Source organism: Streptomyces sp. NPDC001135, assembly GCF_053598395.1.
The window spans coordinates 505,895-523,463 of sequence record NZ_JBSFKD010000001.1; the positions used below are offsets into that span (position 1 = coordinate 505,895).

At 72.8% G+C, this 17,569-nt stretch carries 12 protein-coding genes; 7 read left to right on the top strand and 5 right to left on the bottom strand.

The window, feature by feature from the left end:
- The first annotated feature begins 219 nt into the window (after positions 1–219).
- From ACWC94_RS02485 to ACWC94_RS02500, 4 genes are all read left to right on the top strand, one after another.
- Complete coding sequence (locus ACWC94_RS02485; RefSeq protein WP_450794484.1) at positions 220–1,008, top strand: ABC transporter ATP-binding protein; 789 nt, start codon at positions 220–222, stop codon at positions 1,006–1,008.
- Positions 1,005–3,587, top strand: coding sequence for an ABC transporter permease (locus ACWC94_RS02490; protein WP_450794485.1), 2,583 nt, complete (start codon positions 1,005–1,007; stop codon positions 3,585–3,587). The genes ACWC94_RS02485 and ACWC94_RS02490 overlap by 4 nt, the downstream gene beginning before the upstream one ends.
- Positions 3,588–3,810: 223 nt before the next feature.
- On the top strand, positions 3,811–7,344 hold the full coding sequence (gene mfd / locus ACWC94_RS02495) for a transcription-repair coupling factor (RefSeq protein ID WP_450794486.1): 3,534 nt from the start codon (positions 3,811–3,813) through the stop codon (positions 7,342–7,344).
- Positions 7,345–7,374: 30 nt separating this feature from the next.
- Positions 7,375–7,734, top strand: a complete 360-nt coding sequence (locus ACWC94_RS02500) for a MerR family transcriptional regulator (protein ID WP_450794487.1) — start codon at positions 7,375–7,377, stop codon at positions 7,732–7,734.
- Positions 7,735–7,748: 14 nt separating this feature from the next.
- On the opposite strand, the gene ACWC94_RS02505 is transcribed toward ACWC94_RS02500, so the two are convergent.
- Positions 7,749–8,510 (bottom strand): SDR family NAD(P)-dependent oxidoreductase, encoded by a 762-nt coding sequence (locus ACWC94_RS02505; protein WP_450794488.1) that lies wholly within the window; start codon positions 8,508–8,510, stop codon positions 7,749–7,751.
- Positions 8,511–8,761: 251 nt separating this feature from the next.
- On the opposite strand from ACWC94_RS02505, the gene ACWC94_RS02510 reads away from it, so the two are divergent.
- Positions 8,762–9,481, top strand: coding sequence for an HNH endonuclease family protein (locus ACWC94_RS02510; RefSeq protein WP_450794489.1), 720 nt, complete (start codon positions 8,762–8,764; stop codon positions 9,479–9,481).
- A gap of 73 nt (positions 9,482–9,554) precedes the next feature.
- Complete coding sequence (locus ACWC94_RS02515) at positions 9,555–10,298, top strand: GNAT family N-acetyltransferase (protein WP_450794490.1); 744 nt, start codon at positions 9,555–9,557, stop codon at positions 10,296–10,298.
- 21 nt (positions 10,299–10,319) lie between these two features.
- On the opposite strand, the gene ACWC94_RS02520 is transcribed toward ACWC94_RS02515, so the two are convergent.
- The 4 genes from ACWC94_RS02520 to ACWC94_RS02535 form a co-directional block, all read right to left on the bottom strand.
- Positions 10,320–11,444 (bottom strand): hypothetical protein, encoded by a 1,125-nt coding sequence (locus ACWC94_RS02520; RefSeq protein ID WP_450794491.1) that lies wholly within the window; start codon positions 11,442–11,444, stop codon positions 10,320–10,322.
- A 76-nt stretch (positions 11,445–11,520) separates the two neighbouring features.
- Positions 11,521–13,386: a M48 family metalloprotease gene (locus ACWC94_RS02525; protein WP_450794492.1), complete on the bottom strand. Its 1,866-nt coding sequence runs from the start codon at positions 13,384–13,386 to the stop codon at positions 11,521–11,523.
- A gap of 70 nt (positions 13,387–13,456) precedes the next feature.
- Positions 13,457–14,173, bottom strand: coding sequence for a hypothetical protein (locus ACWC94_RS02530; protein WP_450794493.1), 717 nt, complete (start codon positions 14,171–14,173; stop codon positions 13,457–13,459).
- Positions 14,174–14,256: 83 nt separating this feature from the next.
- Entirely contained in the window at positions 14,257–14,964 is a 708-nt protein-coding gene (locus ACWC94_RS02535) for a hypothetical protein (RefSeq protein ID WP_450794494.1), read from the bottom strand.
- A 188-nt stretch (positions 14,965–15,152) separates the two neighbouring features.
- On the opposite strand from ACWC94_RS02535, the gene ACWC94_RS02540 reads away from it, so the two are divergent.
- Entirely contained in the window at positions 15,153–17,531 is a 2,379-nt protein-coding gene (locus tag ACWC94_RS02540; protein WP_450794496.1) for an N-6 DNA methylase, read from the top strand.
- Positions 17,532–17,569 lie beyond the last annotated feature (38 nt).

Here is a 17,569-nt window from a genome sequence, read left to right on the forward strand (position 1 = left end):
GCTCCCGGTGCCGTCCTTAACCTGGCTTTACGCCGCTGGGGGGCGGCTGCCGGAACCGGCGGGGGTGGGGTTTTCCCCACGGCAAGAGGGGGCTTCGCACCAGCGCGCGGCGCCCCCGCCGAAGGCGAGACTCATCGACGATCCCAGGACGACTCCCCGGCACGCCGGGGCACCATCCGCAGACCTGCTGAGCAGCATGACCGACTTAGGAGACATACCGTGACATCGGCTGTGACCATTCCCAGGCACGGGGGCACTGGAGGGCGTACGGCCGTTGCCGCGCGGGCGCGGCAGGTCGTGAAGGCGTACGGGTCCGGTGAGACCCGTGTCGTCGCCCTCGATCACGTGGACGTGGACATCATGCGCGGCCAGTTCACCGCGATCATGGGCCCCTCGGGGTCCGGCAAGTCCACGCTGATGCACTGCCTCGCCGGGCTCGACACCGTCACCGGCGGTCAGATCTACCTGGACGAGACCGAGATCACCGGCCTGAAGGACAAGAAGCTCACCCAGCTGCGCCGGGACCGGATCGGGTTCATCTTCCAGGCGTTCAACCTGCTGCCGACGCTGAACGCGCTCGAGAACATCACGCTGCCCATGGACATCGCGGGGCGCAAGCCGGACCGGGCGTGGCTGGACCGCGTGGTGGAGACCGTCGGGCTCGCCGGGCGGCTCAAGCACCGGCCGACCCAGCTCTCCGGCGGCCAGCAGCAGCGTGTCGCCGTGGCCCGTGCGCTCGCCGCCCGCCCCGAGATCATCTTCGGGGACGAGCCGACCGGAAACCTCGACTCGCGTGCGGGTGCCGAGGTGCTCGGCTTCCTGCGCCGCTCGGTGGACGAACTCGGCCAGACCATCGTCATGGTCACCCACGACCCGGTGGCCGCCTCCTACGCGGACCGTGTGCTCTACCTCGCCGACGGCCGGATCGTCGACGAGATGTACCAGCCGACGGCCGATCAGGTCCTGGACCGCATGAAGGACTTCGACGCCCGGGGGCGTACGTCATGACCGTCCTGAAGACCTCGATGCGCAACTTCTTCGCGCACAAGGGCCGTATGGCGCTCTCGGCGGTCGCGGTCCTGCTGTCGGTGGCGTTCGTGTGCGGCACGCTGGTGTTCACCGACACGATGAACACCACCTTCGACAAACTCTTCCAGGCCACGGCCTCGGACGTGACGGTCAGCGCGAAGGGCGCCTCCGACACCGGTGAGACGACCTCCCGCACCGGCAAGCCGCCGGTCGTGCCGGCCGCCGTGCTCGGCGAGGTCCGCGGGGCGCGGGGCGTGAAGTCGGCCGAGGGGACGGTGTTCTCCACCTCGGTGACCGTCGTCGACGCCAAGAAGGACAAGCTGTCGCCCAGCAGCGGCGCGCCCACCATCGTCGGCAGCTGGAACGGCAACGACGCCCGCACCATGAAGATCACCACCGGAAGGGCGCCCCAGGGCCCCGGCCAGGTGATGGTCGACGAGGACACCGCCGACAAGCACCACCTGAAGCTCGGTGACGAGATCGGCATGATCTCGGTCGTGGGCACGTACCACGCGCGCGTGTCCGGCATCGCCGCCTTCAAGGTCACCAACCCGGGTGCGGCGATCTTCTACCTGGACACGAGGACCGCCCAGCAGACCCTGGTCGGACAGACCGGCGTCTACACCAACGTCAACGTCACCGCCGCCCGGGGCGTGACCGACGCGCAGCTGAAGAAGAACGTGACCGCGGCCCTCGGCCACGCCTACAAGGTGCAGACGGCCAAGGAGGTCGCCGACGCCAACCAGAAGAGCCTCAAGAGCTTCCTGAACGTCATGAAGTACGCGATGCTCGGCTTCGCCGGCATCGCCCTCCTCGTCGGCATCTTCCTGATCATCAACACCTTCTCCATGCTGGTCGCCCAGCGCACCCGTGAGATCGGCCTGATGCGCGCCATCGGCTCCTCCCGCAAGCAGGTCAACCGGTCGGTGCTGATCGAGGCGCTGCTGCTCGGCGTGCTCGGGTCCCTGCTCGGCGTCGGCGCGGGCGTCGGCATCGCCGTGGGCCTGATGAAGCTCATGGGCCAGATGGGCATGCACCTGTCCACCGACGACCTGACCGTCGCCTGGACGACCCCCGCCGTAGGCCTGCTCCTCGGCGTCCTGGTCACCGTCCTGGCCGCCTACCTGCCCGCCCGGCGCGCCGGCAAGGTCTCCCCGATGGCCGCGCTGCGCGACGCGGGCGCCCCGGCCGACGCCAGGGCCGGCACCGTCCGGGCCGTGATCGGCCTGGTCCTCACCGCCGCCGGAGGCTGGAGCCTGTACGTCGCCGCCACCGCCGACAAGGCCAAGGCGGGCTCGGGATGGCTGGGCCTGGGCGTGGTGGCCACGCTGATCGGCTTCGTCGTCATCGGCCCGCTGCTCGCCGGCGGACTGGTCCGGGTCCTCGGCGCGGTCATGCTGCGGATCTTCGGCCCCGTGGGCCGGATGGCCGAGCGCAACGCGCTGCGCAACCCGCGCCGCACCGGCGCCACCGGCGCGGCCCTGATGATCGGCCTGGCCCTGGTGGCCTGTCTGTCGGTGGTCGGCTCCTCCATGGTCGCCTCGGCCACCGACCAGCTCGACAAGACCGTCGGCGCGGACTTCATCGTCCAGAGCGGCAACCAGGGCGGGCTCCTCAACCCGCAGGCGGTCAAGGCCGTCAAGGGGACGGCGGGCCTCAAGCGGGTCACCGAGTACAAGTGGACCGACGCGGACTTCACCCTGCCGGACGGCACGAGCCTCAAGAAGACCACGATCATGGCCGCCGACCCGACCTACGCGAGCGACGTGCGCACCAAGACGGTCGCCGGCGAGCTGAAGGACGCCTACCGGCCCGACTCGATGTCGGTACCCGACAAGTTCGCCAAGGAGCACGGCATCCGGCTCGGCTCCAGGATCGCCGTGGCCTTCGCCGACGGCTCCACGGGCCACCTGACCGTACGGGCCATCACCAGCAGTGACGGTCTCATCGACGCGGGCGCGAAGTACACGTCCATCCGGACGATGGCCAAGTACGTCCCCGCAGACCGGATGCCGCAGGACGAATTCCTCTTCGCCACGGCGGAGGACGGTCAGCAGGCAGCCGCCTACAAGGCGCTGAAGTCGGCCCTGCACGACAACCCCGACGTGACCGTGCGCGACCAGACCGACTACAAGAAGGCACTGAAGGACCAGATCGGCCAGCTGCTGAACATGATCTACGGCCTGCTGGCACTCGCGATCATCGTGGCGGTCCTGGGTGTCGTGAACACCCTGGCGCTGTCGGTGGTCGAGCGGACCCGGGAGATCGGCCTCATGCGGGCCATCGGCCTCTCCCGCCGCCAGCTGCGCCGCATGATCCGCCTGGAGTCCGTGGTGATCGCCGTCTTCGGCGCCCTGCTCGGCCTGGGCCTCGGCATGGGCTGGGGGGCGACCGCCCAGAAGCTCCTGGCCCTGGACGGCCTGAACGTCCTGGACATCCCCTGGCCGACGATCATCACGGTCTTCGCCGCCTCGGCCTTCGTGGGCCTGTTCGCCGCGCTGGTCCCGGCGTTCCGAGCCGGCCGGATGAACGTCCTGAACGCCATCGCGACGGACTAGCCGCGCGAGCCGGCCGACGACCACCGCATACGGGGGTTGCGGGGGAAAGACCCGGTGCCGGGGAGCCGCCAGGGCTCCCCGGCACCGGGTTGTTCTGCCGGTGCACTTCCCCGGGGTTGTCCACAGCCCCCGACGGCGACGCCGCCGGCGTCGTAGGCTGGACAGCCCCGGCTGCCACCCGCGCCGGGCTACTTGCGTTGCCCACCCCGGACGGAAAGCCCCCATGAGCCTGCACGGTCTGCTCGACGCCGTCGTCAAGGACCCCGCCCTCGCGGAAGCGATCACGGCGGCCGCGGACGGCAACCGCATGCACGTCGACCTCGTCGGCCCCCCGGCGGCCCGCCCCTTCGCGGTCGCCGCCCTCGCCCGCGAGGCCGGCCGCCCCGTCCTCGCGGTCACGGCGACGGGCCGCGAGGCCGAGGACCTGGCGGCGGCCCTGCGCTCCCTCCTCCCCCCGGAGGGCGTCGTGGAGTACCCGTCCTGGGAGACCCTCCCGCACGAGCGGCTCAGCCCGCGCAGCGACACCGTCGGCCGCCGTCTCGCCGTCCTGCGGCGCCTCGCCCACCCCAGCCCGGACGACCCCGGGACCGGCCCCGTCTCCGTCGTCGTGGCGCCCGTGCGCTCCGTGCTGCAGCCGCAGGTCAAGGGCCTCGGCGACCTGGAGCCGGTGTCCCTGAAGCCGGGCCTGAGCGCCGACCTGAACGACGTCGTGGAGGCCCTCGCGGCCGCCGCCTACGCGCGCGTGGAGCTGGTGGAGAAGCGCGGCGAGTTCGCCGTGCGCGGCGGCATCCTGGACGTCTTCCCGCCCACCGAGGAACACCCCCTGCGCGTCGAGTTCTGGGGCGACGACGTCGAGGAGATCCGCTACTTCAAGGTCGCCGACCAGCGCTCCCTGGAGGTCGCCGAGCACGGCCTGTGGGCGCCGCCGTGCCGCGAGCTGCTCCTCACCGACGACGTACGCGCACGCGCCCGTGCCCTCGCCGAGGAGCACCCGGAGCTCGGTGAACTCCTGAACAGGATCGCCGAGGGCATCGCGGTCGAGGGCATGGAGTCCCTCGCCCCCGTCCTCGTGGACGACATGGAACTGCTGCTCGACGTGCTGCCCAAGGGCGCCATGGCCGTGGTCTGCGACCCGGAGCGGGTACGCACGCGTGCGGCCGATCTCGTCGCGACCAGCCAGGAGTTCCTGCAGGCCTCCTGGGCGGCCACCGCCGGCGGCGGCGAGGCGCCCATCGACGTCGGTGCCGCCTCCCTGTGGTCCATCGCCGACGTCCGCGACCGCGCGCGCGAGCGGGACATGATGTGGTGGTCGGTGTCCCCCTTCGCGGCCGACGAAGAGCTCGACGCGGACACCCTCAAGCTCGGCATGCACGCACCCGAGACCTACCGCGGTGACACCGCGCGGGCCCTCGCCGACACCAAGGGCTGGCTCGCCGACGGCTGGCGCACGGTGTTCGTCACCGAGGGCCACGGCCCGGCCGCCCGCACGGTCGAGGTGCTCGGCGGCGAGGGGATCGCCGCACGGCTCGACGCCGACCTCGGCGAGCTGAGCCCGTCGGTGGTGCACGTCTGCTGCGGCTCGATCGAGTACGGCCTCGTCGACCCGGCGCTGAAACTCGCCGTGCTCACCGAGACCGACCTGTCCGGCCAGCGCGCCACCGGCCGCGAGGGCGCCCGGATGCCGGCCCGCCGCCGCAAGACCATCGACCCGCTCACCCTGGAGCCGGGCGACTACATCGTCCACGAACAGCACGGCGTCGGCCGCTACATCGAGATGGTGCAGCGCACCGTGCAGGGCGCCACCCGCGAGTACCTGGTCGTGGAGTACGCGCCCGCCAAGCGCGGCCAGCCCGGCGACCGCCTCTACATCCCGACCGACCAGCTGGAGCAGATCACCAAGTACGTCGGCGGCGAGGCACCCACCCTGCACCGGCTCGGCGGCGCCGACTGGACGAAGACCAAGGCACGCGCGAAGAAGGCCGTCAAGGAGATCGCCGCCGACCTGATCAAGCTCTACAGCGCGCGCATGGCCGCCCCCGGCCACACCTTCGGCGCCGACACGCCCTGGCAGCGCGAACTGGAGGACGCCTTCCCCTACGCCGAGACCCCGGACCAGCTCACCACCATCGCCGAGGTCAAGGAGGACATGGAGAAGTCCGTCCCCATGGACCGCCTGATCTGCGGCGACGTCGGCTACGGCAAGACCGAGATCGCGGTGCGGGCCGCCTTCAAGGCCGTACAGGACGGCAAGCAGGTGGCCGTGCTCGTGCCCACGACCCTGCTGGTGCAGCAGCACTTCGGGACGTTCTCGGAGCGGTACGCGCAGTTCCCGGTGAGTGTGAGGGCGCTGTCCCGCTTCCAGACCGACACCGAGGCCAAGGCCGTCCTGGAAGGCCTGAAGGAGGGCGCGGTGGACGTCGTCATCGGCACCCACCGCCTGTTCTCCTCCGAGACGAAGTTCAAGGACCTGGGCCTGGTCATCGTCGACGAGGAGCAGCGTTTCGGCGTCGAGCACAAGGAGCAGCTGAAGAAGCTCCGCGCGAACGTGGACGTGCTGACCATGTCCGCCACGCCCATCCCGCGCACCCTGGAGATGGCGGTCACCGGCATCCGCGAGATGTCCACGATCACCACGCCCCCGGAGGAGCGCCACCCGGTGCTCACCTTCGTCGGGCCGTACGAGGAGAAGCAGATCGGCGCGGCCATCCGCCGCGAACTGCTGCGCGAGGGCCAGGTCTTCTACATCCACAACCGGGTCGAGTCCATCGACCGCGCCGCCGCCAGGCTGCGCGAGATCGTCCCCGAGGCGCGCATCGCCACGGCCCACGGCCAGATGTCGGAATCGACGCTGGAGCAGGTCGTCGTCGACTTCTGGGAGAAGAAGTTCGACGTCCTGGTGTCGACGACGATCGTCGAGTCCGGCATCGACATCTCCAACGCCAACACGCTGATCGTGGAGCGCGGCGACACCTTCGGCCTGTCCCAGCTGCACCAGCTGCGCGGCCGGGTCGGCCGGGGCCGCGAGCGCGGCTACGCCTACTTCCTGTACCCGCCGGAGAAGCCGCTCACGGAGACCGCGCACGAGCGCCTGGCCACCATCGCCCAGCACACCGAGATGGGCGCGGGCATGTACGTGGCGATGAAGGACCTGGAGATCCGCGGCGCCGGCAACCTCCTCGGCGGCGAGCAGTCCGGTCACATCGCGGGCGTCGGCTTCGACCTGTACGTCCGTATGGTCGGCGAGGCCGTCGCGGACTACCGGCGCCAGCTGGAGACCGGTGAGATCGAGGAGGAGGCGCCGCTCGAGGTCAAGATCGAGCTGCCCGTCGACGCGCACGTCCCGCACGACTACGCCCCCGGCGAGCGCCTGCGCCTGCAGGCGTACCGCGCCATCGCCTCCGCCACCTCGGAGGACGACATCAAGGCCGTCCGCGAGGAACTCACCGACCGCTACGGCAAGCTGCCCGAACCGGTGGAGAACCTGCTGCTGGTGGCCGGGCTGCGGATGCTGGCGCGTGCGTGCGGCGTCGGCGAGATCGTCCTGCAGGGCACCAACATCCGCTTCGCGCCGGTGGAGTTGCGCGAGTCGCAGGAACTGCGGGTCAAACGCCTGTACCCGGGCACGGTCATCAAGCCCGCCGCGCACCAGGTGCTGGTCCCGCGCCCGAAGACCGCGAAGGTCGGCGGCAAGCCGCTGGTCGGCCGTGAACTGCTGGGCTGGGTCGGGGAGTTCCTCGCCTCGGTCCTGGGATCGTAGGCAGTCCGGTGCGGGCCACGGGGGGCGCGTGTGCGGATCGGTGACCTGGCGGCGACGACCGGGGCGACGCCGCGCGCCCTGCGCCACTACGAACAGCAGGGCCTGATCACCTCCGACCGTGCCGCCAACGGCTACCGCGAGTACGACCCCGGTGCCGTCGTGCGCGTCCGCAACATCCGGCACCTGCTGGAGGCGGGCCTCACCCTGGACGACGTCCGCGTGTTCCTGCCCTGCCTGGACGGGGACGTCACCGCCGGCCCCGTCCCCGCCAAGGGCCTCGACGTCGCCCGGAACCGGCTGGCCGTGCTGGACGCGCGGATCGCGGCGCAGACGGCGGTACGGGACCGGCTGGCGGCGGCGCTGCGGGAGGCGGGGGACGCGGGTCCGTGAGGGGGCGGGCCCGGTCAGGCGACGACCGCTCCGCCGTCCACGGGCAGCACCACCCCCGTCACGAACGACGCCTGCGGTGAGGCGAGCCGGGTGATCGCCCAGGCGACCTCCTCGGGGCGGCCGATCCTGCCGAGCGGGGTGTGGGCGAGCTGCCACTCACGGATGGCGGCGCGCTCCTCGGGCGTGTAGCCGGAGTGGTCGGCGATCGGTGTCTCGATCGCCCCCGGAGCCACGGCGACGACCCGGATGCCGTGCGCCGCCAGTTCGACCGCCCAGCTGCGGGTCAGCACCTCCAGCGCCGCCTTGCCCGCCGCGTAGAGGGAGTTGCCGGGCCACCCCCGCTGACCCACCGACGTCGTCACGTTCACCACCACCCCCCGGCTCTCCTCCAGCGCCGGCAGCGCGGCCTGGGTGAGCAGCACGGGGGCGAGGAGGTTCGTGGCGAGCTGGGGCGCCACGGACGCGCGCGTGTAGGTCCGCAGCGACTGGGTGTCGACGACGGCCGCGTTGTTGACCAGGACGTCGATACGGCCGTGTCGTTCGAGTGCGGCCCGTACGACGGCCCGCGGACCGTCCTGCGCGGTGACGTCGGCGGCCAGCGGCGTGATCCCGGGGTGCCCGTCGGCCGTCTCGGCCAGGGGGGCCGCCCGGCGGCCGACCGCGACGACCCGCGCGCCCTCGGCGGCGAACGCGCGCGCGGTGGCCCGGCCGATACCGGTGCCGGCACCGGTGACGACGACGACACGGGGACTTGGGGTGCGGGTGTCTTCGCTCATGCCGGGATCCTCGAACCCTGACGCCGGCGGCAAGGTCAAGCAGGCCGGGCGGAGGCGAGGGGTGAGCGGGCGCACGGCCGCACCCCGCGGGCTACCCGGCCAAGCCCCTCCATGCCCCAAGTCGGGCCCGTATTGCACCTGATGGCACCCATTTGGTCCCATCGGGCGGAAGCCGGGGGTCCGTTACCGTGGGCACAGGAACGATCCGCCCGCCCACCAGGGCGGACAACGGCGAGCAAGGGGGACGTACCGTGACGCGTCTGAGGGGCGGGGCGGTCACCGCGGTGGTCGTCATGACGGTCACCGTGGCCGGCTGCAAGAGCGAGCAGACCAAGGGATCCTCCGGACCCGTGAGGACCGGGGGCGGGCAAGCGGTCCTGGCCGCCGCCGACTCGCTGACCGTCAAGGGACGCGCCCCGAAGACCGGGTACTCCCGGGCCCGCTTCGGCACCGCCTGGGCGGACACCGACTCCAACTCCTGCGACACCCGCGACGACATACTCAAACGCGACCTGAAGGACGTGAAGTTCACCGGCGGCGCCTGCAAGGTCTCCTACGGCCTGCTCGAACCCGACCCCTACTCCGGCAAGGACATCACCTACCGGCGCGGCCGCAGCCTGGTCGACATCGACCATGTCGTCGCCCTCTCCGACGCCTGGCAGAAGGGCGCCAAGTACTGGGACCCGAGCAAACGCATAGCGCTGGCCAACGACCCCCTCAACCTCATCGCCGTCGACGCGAGCGCCAACCGCGGCAAGGGAGACGGCGACGCGGCCACCTGGCTGCCGCCGAACCCGAAGTACCGCTGCACCTATGTGGCCGCCCAGGTCGCGGTGAAGAAGAAGTACGGCCTGTGGGTCACCGCCGCCGAGAAGGCCGCCATGAAGAAGGTCCTCACCGGCTGCCCCGGCCAGAAACTCCCCACGGGCGGCAACCCCACCCACGCACCGGACCGTTTCCGGGCGCGGTGAGCCGGAGCCCGCCTCTCCGGCAGCCGGCGAAATTCCTTTCCGGAGCCGGACACGGGCGCCTACCGTGAGCGTCATGGACGTCAAGGTGAGCAGCATCGCCGAGCGGCCCGACCGGCTGCCGGCGTTGTTCGAGATGGCCGACACCTGGCCCGAGTTCGTGACCAACGATCCCGTGGGCACCGCCCATTACGGCCGTATCCCCACCGAACTGCCGGAGTACGCGCTGTTCGCGGAGGACGAGCACGGCGAGATCGTCGCCCACGCCTTCAGCGTGCCCTTCGCCCTCGGCACCGACGGCCGGCGCACCCTGCCCGCGCGCGGCTGGGACCAGGTCCTGCTGTGGGCCTTCGCCGACCTGCGCCGCGGCACCCGCCCCGACACGGTGAGTGCCATCTCCATCACCGTCGCCCCGCGCGCCCAGGGCCGCGGGCTGTCCGCCGTCATGCTCTCGGCGATGCGCGACCGTGCACGCGCCCACGGCTTCCGTGAGGTCGTCGCCCCCGTCCGCCCCAGCGCCAAGCACCGCGAACCGCGCACCCCGATGAGCGAGTACGCCCACCGGGTCCGCCCCGACGGCCTGCCCGAGGATCCCTGGCTGCGCGTCCACGCGCGTGCCGGCGCGCGCATCGACTCCCTCGCACCCGCCTCCATGACCGTGGGCGCCTCACTGGAGGAATGGCGCCGCTGGACGGGGCTGCCGTTCGACACCGCCGAGGACGTCGAGGTGCCCGGTGCACTGGTCCCCGTCCGCTGCGAACCGGAGCGCGGGTACGCCGTCTACGTCGAGCCCAACGTGTGGATGCGGCACCCGCTGTAGCCGCCGCGGCCCCGGTGCCCGTCAGCTCCCGGCGGCGTGGCCGCGGGGCGCGGGGGCGGGGCGGCCGGCCTTCTCCCAGAAGACGAAGGTGTTGGTGCGGGCGTAGACGAAGGCCTTGACCGGGTTGCCGGAGTACGTCCACGGCACGCTGCCGATGTGTCCGCCGACCGCCCGGAACTGCTCGACGGCCTCCGCGTACCGCTTCGTCAGGAACAGCGTGTCCGCCAGCAGGTGCCGCACCACCGGCAGCCGGTGGTGCCCGGCCGGCACCCGGTCCACGGCGTCCAGCGTGGCGTCCACGGCCCCCTGGACGAACGGCTGGTGGTACACCGGCTCGTTGGGCTCCCGGGTCCCGTGCTCCAGCAGCGCGTACAGGCGCAGGACGGGCAGCAGGCTTCCCGGCGGAGCCGAGGCGGCGGCCTGCTCGGCGAACGCGTACATCAGCTCGTGTGAACCACGCCACTTGGCGCACCAGTACTGCAAGGCGTTGACGTGGGCCGTGAAGTGGTGGGGGTCGCGTGCGGTGACCTCGGCCCACAGCGCCCGGAACTCGTCGTGCGACCAGCCGAGACCCAGAGCGACGGTGATCTGCGCGATCCAGGGGCTGGGGTCGTCGGGTGCCATCCGCGCGGCCTCCTGGCAGGCCGGCAGCGCCTGGGCCAGCAGCCGGTGGAAGCCCTCGAACTGCTCCGCCGTGGTGTGCTTCGCCCCCTTCGCACCGCGGACCCGGCCGGCGAGCGTGACGAGCGCGTCGGCGTGCACCAGCGCGGCGGACGGGTCGTCGGGGTACTCGGTCCGCCATGCCTTGAGCCAGGTGTCGTCCTCGGCGGCGGCGTCCGTGAGGATGCCGAGCCGGTACCACCGCAGGTCCCAGTCACGGCCCGCCCCGGCAAGGTAGGCGGCGGCCCGCCGCCAGTCACCGGCGAGCGCGGCCGCCGCGACCGCGTCGGCCTCCGGATCGGGACCCGCGGCACGGGTGTCGAGCTGCGCGGCGGGCACCAGGCCGTACGCGGCGGGGTCGATGTTGACCGGCGTCTTGGCCTTCGCCTCGGCCCGCAGCGCACGCGCCTTTCGGGCGTTGCGCGGGATGGTGACGGCCGCGTAGACGAGGGCGCCGGCACCGGCTATGTCGATCAGGACGTTCATACCGGGTCTTTCCGAGTCGGGCCGCCTGAAGAGGTGACCGGAGATGCTGCGAGGGGGAAGAGAGAGCGGGAGGGGGTCAGGGCAGGACGGGGGGCGGGAGTGCCGTGCCGCCCACCGGAACACGGTCCCCGCCGGACAGCAGCGCGCGCAGGGGTGCCGTGTCCGGGGGATCGGCGACCGCGTGGTCCAAGGCCCCCTCCAGCGCCTCGGTGAGCCGGTCGGACGCCACCTGCCGCGCCGGGGGCCCCGCCCAGCACAGCTCCCACCGGTACAGCCCCGCGTCCAGCGCGGCGAGCAGGACCAGGTGGCGCAGGGTTGAGCGGAAGGCCGTCCTGGCGAACTCGCGCGCCGCACGGCCACTGCTCCGGCCGGCCTGCTCCGATCTGGGCAGCCGGCCGGCGATGTCGTACAGCAGGCCGTGGTCGATCAGGTGCAGGAGACGGCCGAGGTGCGTGACCGCGGGCGGGACGGCTCCGGGCGGGGGGACTTCGAGGGCGGTGACCGGCGGCGGGGTGACTGCGGGCGGGGTGACTTCGGGGATGGCGACTTCGGGGATGGTGACTTCGGGGGTGGCGACGCCTCGCGCGCCGTCCGCCCGGGCCATGGCCTGCAGCAGCGGTTCCGCGCCCCGCGCGCACCTCTCGCGCCGGGTCCGCGACGGCAGTTCGGCCCAGGGCACCCGGCGCATGGACAGCGCCTCCGGACTCAGCACGACCCGCTCCAGCCCGGCCAGGACACTGTCCGGTGCCCGGAGCACCGCGGACGCCGGGCGCCGTACGCGCGGGGCGGCGCGTCCGTCGTCGGGGAGCGCCTCCAGCGCCGCGACGCGGTCGGCCGTGGGCGGGTGACTGTCGTAGGGAGACCTCTCCTGGGACCTCTCCTGCGGGAGCGGCTCCCCGGCCAGAGCCTCCAGTTCCGCCCGGCGGGCGCCGTCGGCGAGCAGAAGGGCGAGCCCGCCGTAGAACTGTCCTTCCGGCGGCAGCAGGCCGGCCTCCCACCCCATCCGCGCGTAAGCGTTCAGATAGAGGCCGTCCGCGGCTTCGAGCGCGGGGACGCGGCGCAGCGCGGCGGCCGTGGTGTCCCGTCCGGCGATCCGGGCGGCCGTCAGATCGGCCGCGTACTCCTGCCGACGGCTTACCGCCTCGGTCAGGCGGAGGCACAGCCACGCGTACGCGGAGAAGACGATGGCCAGACAGCGGTCCGGGCCCCGCGTGGGCTCCCGCCTCACCGGTGGCGGCTTGCCGGCCGCCCGGCGCCGTACGGCCCGCGCGGCGAATGCCGCCTTCTCCTCGGCCTCCTGACGTGCGGCCCGGTGCTGCAACGCGAGCACGGTACGCAGCAACCTGGCGCGCAGCGCCCAGACCAGGCCGGCCAGCCGGGTGTCGTCATGCGCGTAATGCCCCAGCTCGTGCGCGAGTACGGCGTCCAGCTCGTCCTCCGGCAGGCCGATCAGCAGTGCCACGCCGAGGAAGAGGCGCCGTTCGCCCCCGAACAGCCCGAGCCACCGGGCGTCCTCCCGCACCATGGCATTGGCCCCCGGGACCACCCGTATCTCCCCGGGCGGCCGGGTGCCCACCCGCTCGGCCAGGTCACGCACGCGCCGCCACAGCTCCGGCTGCTCCCGCGGCGTCAGCGACAGGCCGCAGGGCCCGTCCCGCCCGTCCCCGCGGTCACGGCTGAGAAGGACGACCCGCACCACGCACCAGGCGACCGCCAGTGAGCCGAGGCAGCCCTCGAGAGTGACGACCGTGAAGCCCGGGCCCCGGGCCAGGGTGACGTCCAGGACCGCCAGCGCGGCGAGGAGGAGCAGGGCCAGCAGGTAGAACCCGGTCAGCAGGCCGAGAGCGAGCGCGGCACGCAGCGGGGTTCCGGGGAGGCCGCGGTCTCGTGCGGCGGCTTCTTCCGCGGCCGTCCTGGCGGCGGGGCGGGACGTCGGAGGCATGGGCATCTTTCACGGGGCGGGGTGGCGGCTGGGCGGCCGGTGTTCAGGCCCGGCCGCCCGGCTTCGCCTCCTACTTCAGCGCCGTCAGGACCTTCGTCGTTACCTGCTTCGCGGACGCGGCGCCGTTGTCGCCGCCCGCCGTGGACAGCACGGTGACCACGGACCTGCCCGAGCGCGCCGCGATCAGCGTGGTGCCGTTCTCCCACGTGCCGCTCGTCAGCGTCATCGTGTAGGCCTCGTCACCGAGCCCGGCCGTGGACCTGCCCGTGAGCTTCACCTTGGAGTGCGTGTCGGTGTCGGTGAACGTGGCGCACCGCGTGGCGACGTCCCGCAGGTCCTTCATCACCTCGGTCGCCGTGGTGCCCTGGAACTGGTCGATCTCCTGGGCGACTTCCTCGGTCTTGTCCTGGTTGGCGTAGTCGTTCTGCGCGAACGACACGCCCCCCTTGAAGCCGCTCAGCTGGATCCAGGACGTGCCCTCCAGCCTGGTGCAGTCCGGCTTCGCGGCGCTCCGGCCGGACGGGGCGAGGAACGCGCCGCCGCTGTCCGCGGCACCGGCGGCCTCGAGGGTGAGCCCGGAGGGGAAGGCCGACGCGGGCGCCATCGCCTTCTTCAGCCGCGTACCGGTGGAAAGACCGGCGTTCAGGTCCTTCGCCTTGGCCGGCTCGGCGCTCGCGCTCCCGTCGTGAGAGGAGGAACCGGAGGAGCAGGCGGTGAGGGCCAGCGGGAGCACCGCGACGGCGAGCAGCGTGGTGACACGGGGGGAGAGACGGGGGGAGAGACGCATGACAGTCCTTGAAAAGAGTGGGTGTGGCAGGTGAGCGGTGGTGGGGGAGTGGGGGGTGGGGTGGGGGGTGACTCGGGGCCGGGTCAGGCGGCCTTCTTCCAGTCGCCGCAGCCGGTGGTCTTGAAGTAGGCGTCGCCCGGGCCGATGGTGACGACGGCCGTGCCGGTCACGTTGTCGTTGGCGATGACCGAGTCCAGCCCGTGCTCGGCGTCCCTGGTGCGCTCCCAGTAGCAGGAGTCGTCCTTGTTGCCGGTCGACCTGTACGTGCCCGGCGCGATGTCCGTGCCGACCTTGTACATGCCTCCGTCGCCGTCCATCGACGAGGCGGGCGTGCCCTTCGCCTTGGGGTCGACGGCCTCCCAGTCCTTGCAGCCGCTGGACTTGAAGATCTTGTCGGTGGCCTTGACGGTCACGTAACTCGTGCCGCTGACGTTGTCGTTGGCCAGCAGCGAGTCCGTCTCACCCTTGGCGTCCTTGGCGCGCTCCCAGTAGCACATGTCGTCGCTGTTGCCCCGCGTGCGGTACGTGCCCGGCCGCACGTCCGAGCCGACCTGGTACTCGCCGTCGCCGGCGAGGGCGGCCTTCTGCTTCCCGGCCGTCCGCGCGTCCCCCGTGCCCTTCTTGCCCTTGGTGCCGCCGGGCGTGTGCCCGGCGGAGGCGGACGAGCCCTTGCCGCTGGCGTCCGAGCCGCCGTCCTTGCCGCCACCTCCGCTGCCGGCGTTCGCGGACACGGCACCGATGACGACGACTCCCACGACGGCGCCCAGCGCGACCTTGGCCTTCATACCCATGGCGCATCCCCTCCCAGAGCGGCGGCCTCCCCCTCCGGTGGCCGCTCGTTCGCTGGGTCAATAAGAACAGAGGCTGTGAACCGAGTCAACACGATTCACAGAGTTGTGTGAGTACACGGTCGTGAAATCCTGGATCTTGTGTACGCCGGTATGCTCGGTGCACAGGCGGAACGAGGGGAGCGGGGCCGGTGCAGGACAACGCGACAGAGGTGACCGCGGCCGGAATCGCCCGGCTCGCCGGGGTGGGCCGAGCCGCCGTGAGCAACTGGCGGCGCCGGCACGCCGACTTCCCCAGGCCGGTCGGCGGCACCGAGACCAGCCCGTCCTTCGCGCTCGCCGAGGTCGAGTCCTGGCTGCGCAAGCAGGGCAAACTCGCCGAGGTCCCGCTGCGGGAACGCGTCTGGCAGCAACTCGTCGGACACCCCGAGGGCCCCCTGGCCGCCCTGGTGCACGCGGGATGCGTCCTACTGCTGATCCACGAGCGCCCCACCGTCTGGCTCGACGCGAGCGCCGGCTCCGACGCGCGCCTGGCCGCGATGCTGCCGGGCGCGCTGGAGCAGGTGATGGCGCCGCGCTTCGGCGGTGTACCGGGCGGCGCGGCGCGCGGCGGGCGAGCCGTGGGCGGGGGTCCGGCTGTGAACGCGTCCGGTGGCGCGGAGGGGGTGAACGGGGCCGGTGACGCGGAAGGTGTGAACGTCGCGCCGGATACCCCCGCTGTGAACGAGGGTGCTACGGCACTTGGTGTGAACGCGGGTCACACGCCGCCGGATGTGAACCCCGGCCATGCGGCATCTGCCGTGAACGCCGGGCTCTCAGGGTCACGTGTGAACCCGGGTCACGCGGCACCTGACGTGAACCCAGCCTCCCCGGCGCCCGGTATGAACCCAGCCTCCCCGGCGCCCGGTGTGAACACCTCCGCCTCCGCCACCGCCGGCCCCACCCCCGCGCTCCGCACCCCCTCCGGCCCCCAGCTCCTCCTCTCCGCCCCGCTCCTGCGCGGCGCGGCCGAGCTGGCCGCCGAGCTGGGGGCGCGCCAGGCCTTCGAATTCCTGCTGGGGCGGCACCTGGACGCCAACCCCCGTCAGTACACGCTCACCCCGGCCGAACTCGCCGGCCTCATGGCGGACCTCGCCGGGCCCGCCCGTCGCGTCGTGGATCCCGCCTGCGGCACCGGCGCCCTGTTGCGGGCCGTCGGTCCCCGCCCCGACCAGGAGCTGTACGCCCAGGACAGCGCGCCCGACCTGGCCGCGCTCACCGCGTTGCGGCTCGCGCTGCACTCCCGGGCCACCGTGCGCGGCGCCGTCGGTGACACCCTGCGCGCCGACGCCCACCCCGGGCTGCGCGCGGACGCCGTGCTGTGCCATCCGCCGTTCAACGAGCGCAACTGGGGCCACGACGAACTCGCCTACGACCCCCGCTGGGAGTACGGCTTCCCGGCCCGCACCGAGTCCGAGCTCGCCTGGGTGCAGCACGCGCTGGCCCGGCTGGCCGACGGCGGCCTCGCCGTGCTGCTCATGCCGCCGGCCGCCGCCTCCCGCCGTTCCGGGCGCCGGATCCGCGCCGACCTGCTGCGCCGGGGCGCCCTCAGGGCCGTGGTCGCGCTGCCGGTCGGGGCGGCACCGCCGTACAACATCCCGCTGCACGTGTGGGTGCTGCGCCGGCCCGACCGGACACCGGCGGCGCCCGAGGTGCTGCTCGTGGACACGGGGAGGTTCGCCGGGGAGGGGCGCGGCGGGCCGGACTGGGCGGCGGTGCGGGAGGCCGTCCTGGAGGCCTGGCGCGCCTTCGAGCGCGCGGGGCGGCTGGAGGAGCGGCCCGGACTCGCCCGGTCCGTGCCGGTCATCGAACTCCTCGACGACGACGTGGACCTCGCTCCCGCCCGTCATCTGCCGCCGGCCGCCGTGGCCGACGGCGCGGAGGCGCTCACGGCGGTGCGCGAGCGCCTCGGTGCCACCCTGCGCCTGACCGCCGGCCTCACCCCGCCGCCCGCCGCGCCGGCGCCGGGCGCGCGCTGGCCGCTCACCACCGTCGGCGAACTCGCGCGCGGGGGCGCGCTGATGATGCGCACCGGCGGAAACGGCGGCCACGCGCGCGTGCCCGTGCTCACCGACCACGACGTCCTCGCCGGCTCGGCACCCTCCGGGACGCTGCCCGAGAGCGAGGAGGAGGCCGTACTGACCGAGCCGGGTGACGTCGTCGTACCGGTGGTGGGCGGTGGCTCGGTGGCGCGCGTGATCGACGAGGCGACCGGGGGCGCCGCCCTGGGGCGCAACCTCGTGCTCCTGCGCCCCGATCGCACGGCGCTCGATCCGTGGTTCCTCGCCGGCTTCCTGCGCGGCACTGCGAACAACCGGCAGGCCAGCAGCTACGCCTCCACCGCGACCCGCCTGGACGTGCGCCGCCTGCAGCTGCCCCGGCTCCCGCTGGACGAACAACGGCGCTACGGCGCGCGCTTCCGCGCACTCGACGAGTTCGAGCGGGCGCTGCGCCACACGAGCCGGCTCGGCGAGCAGCTCGTGCGCGGGATGTACGACGGCCTCACCGACGGTACGGTGGCGCCCGACTGACCGCCCGCCGACGGAGTGCGCAGGACAACGGTTCGGTA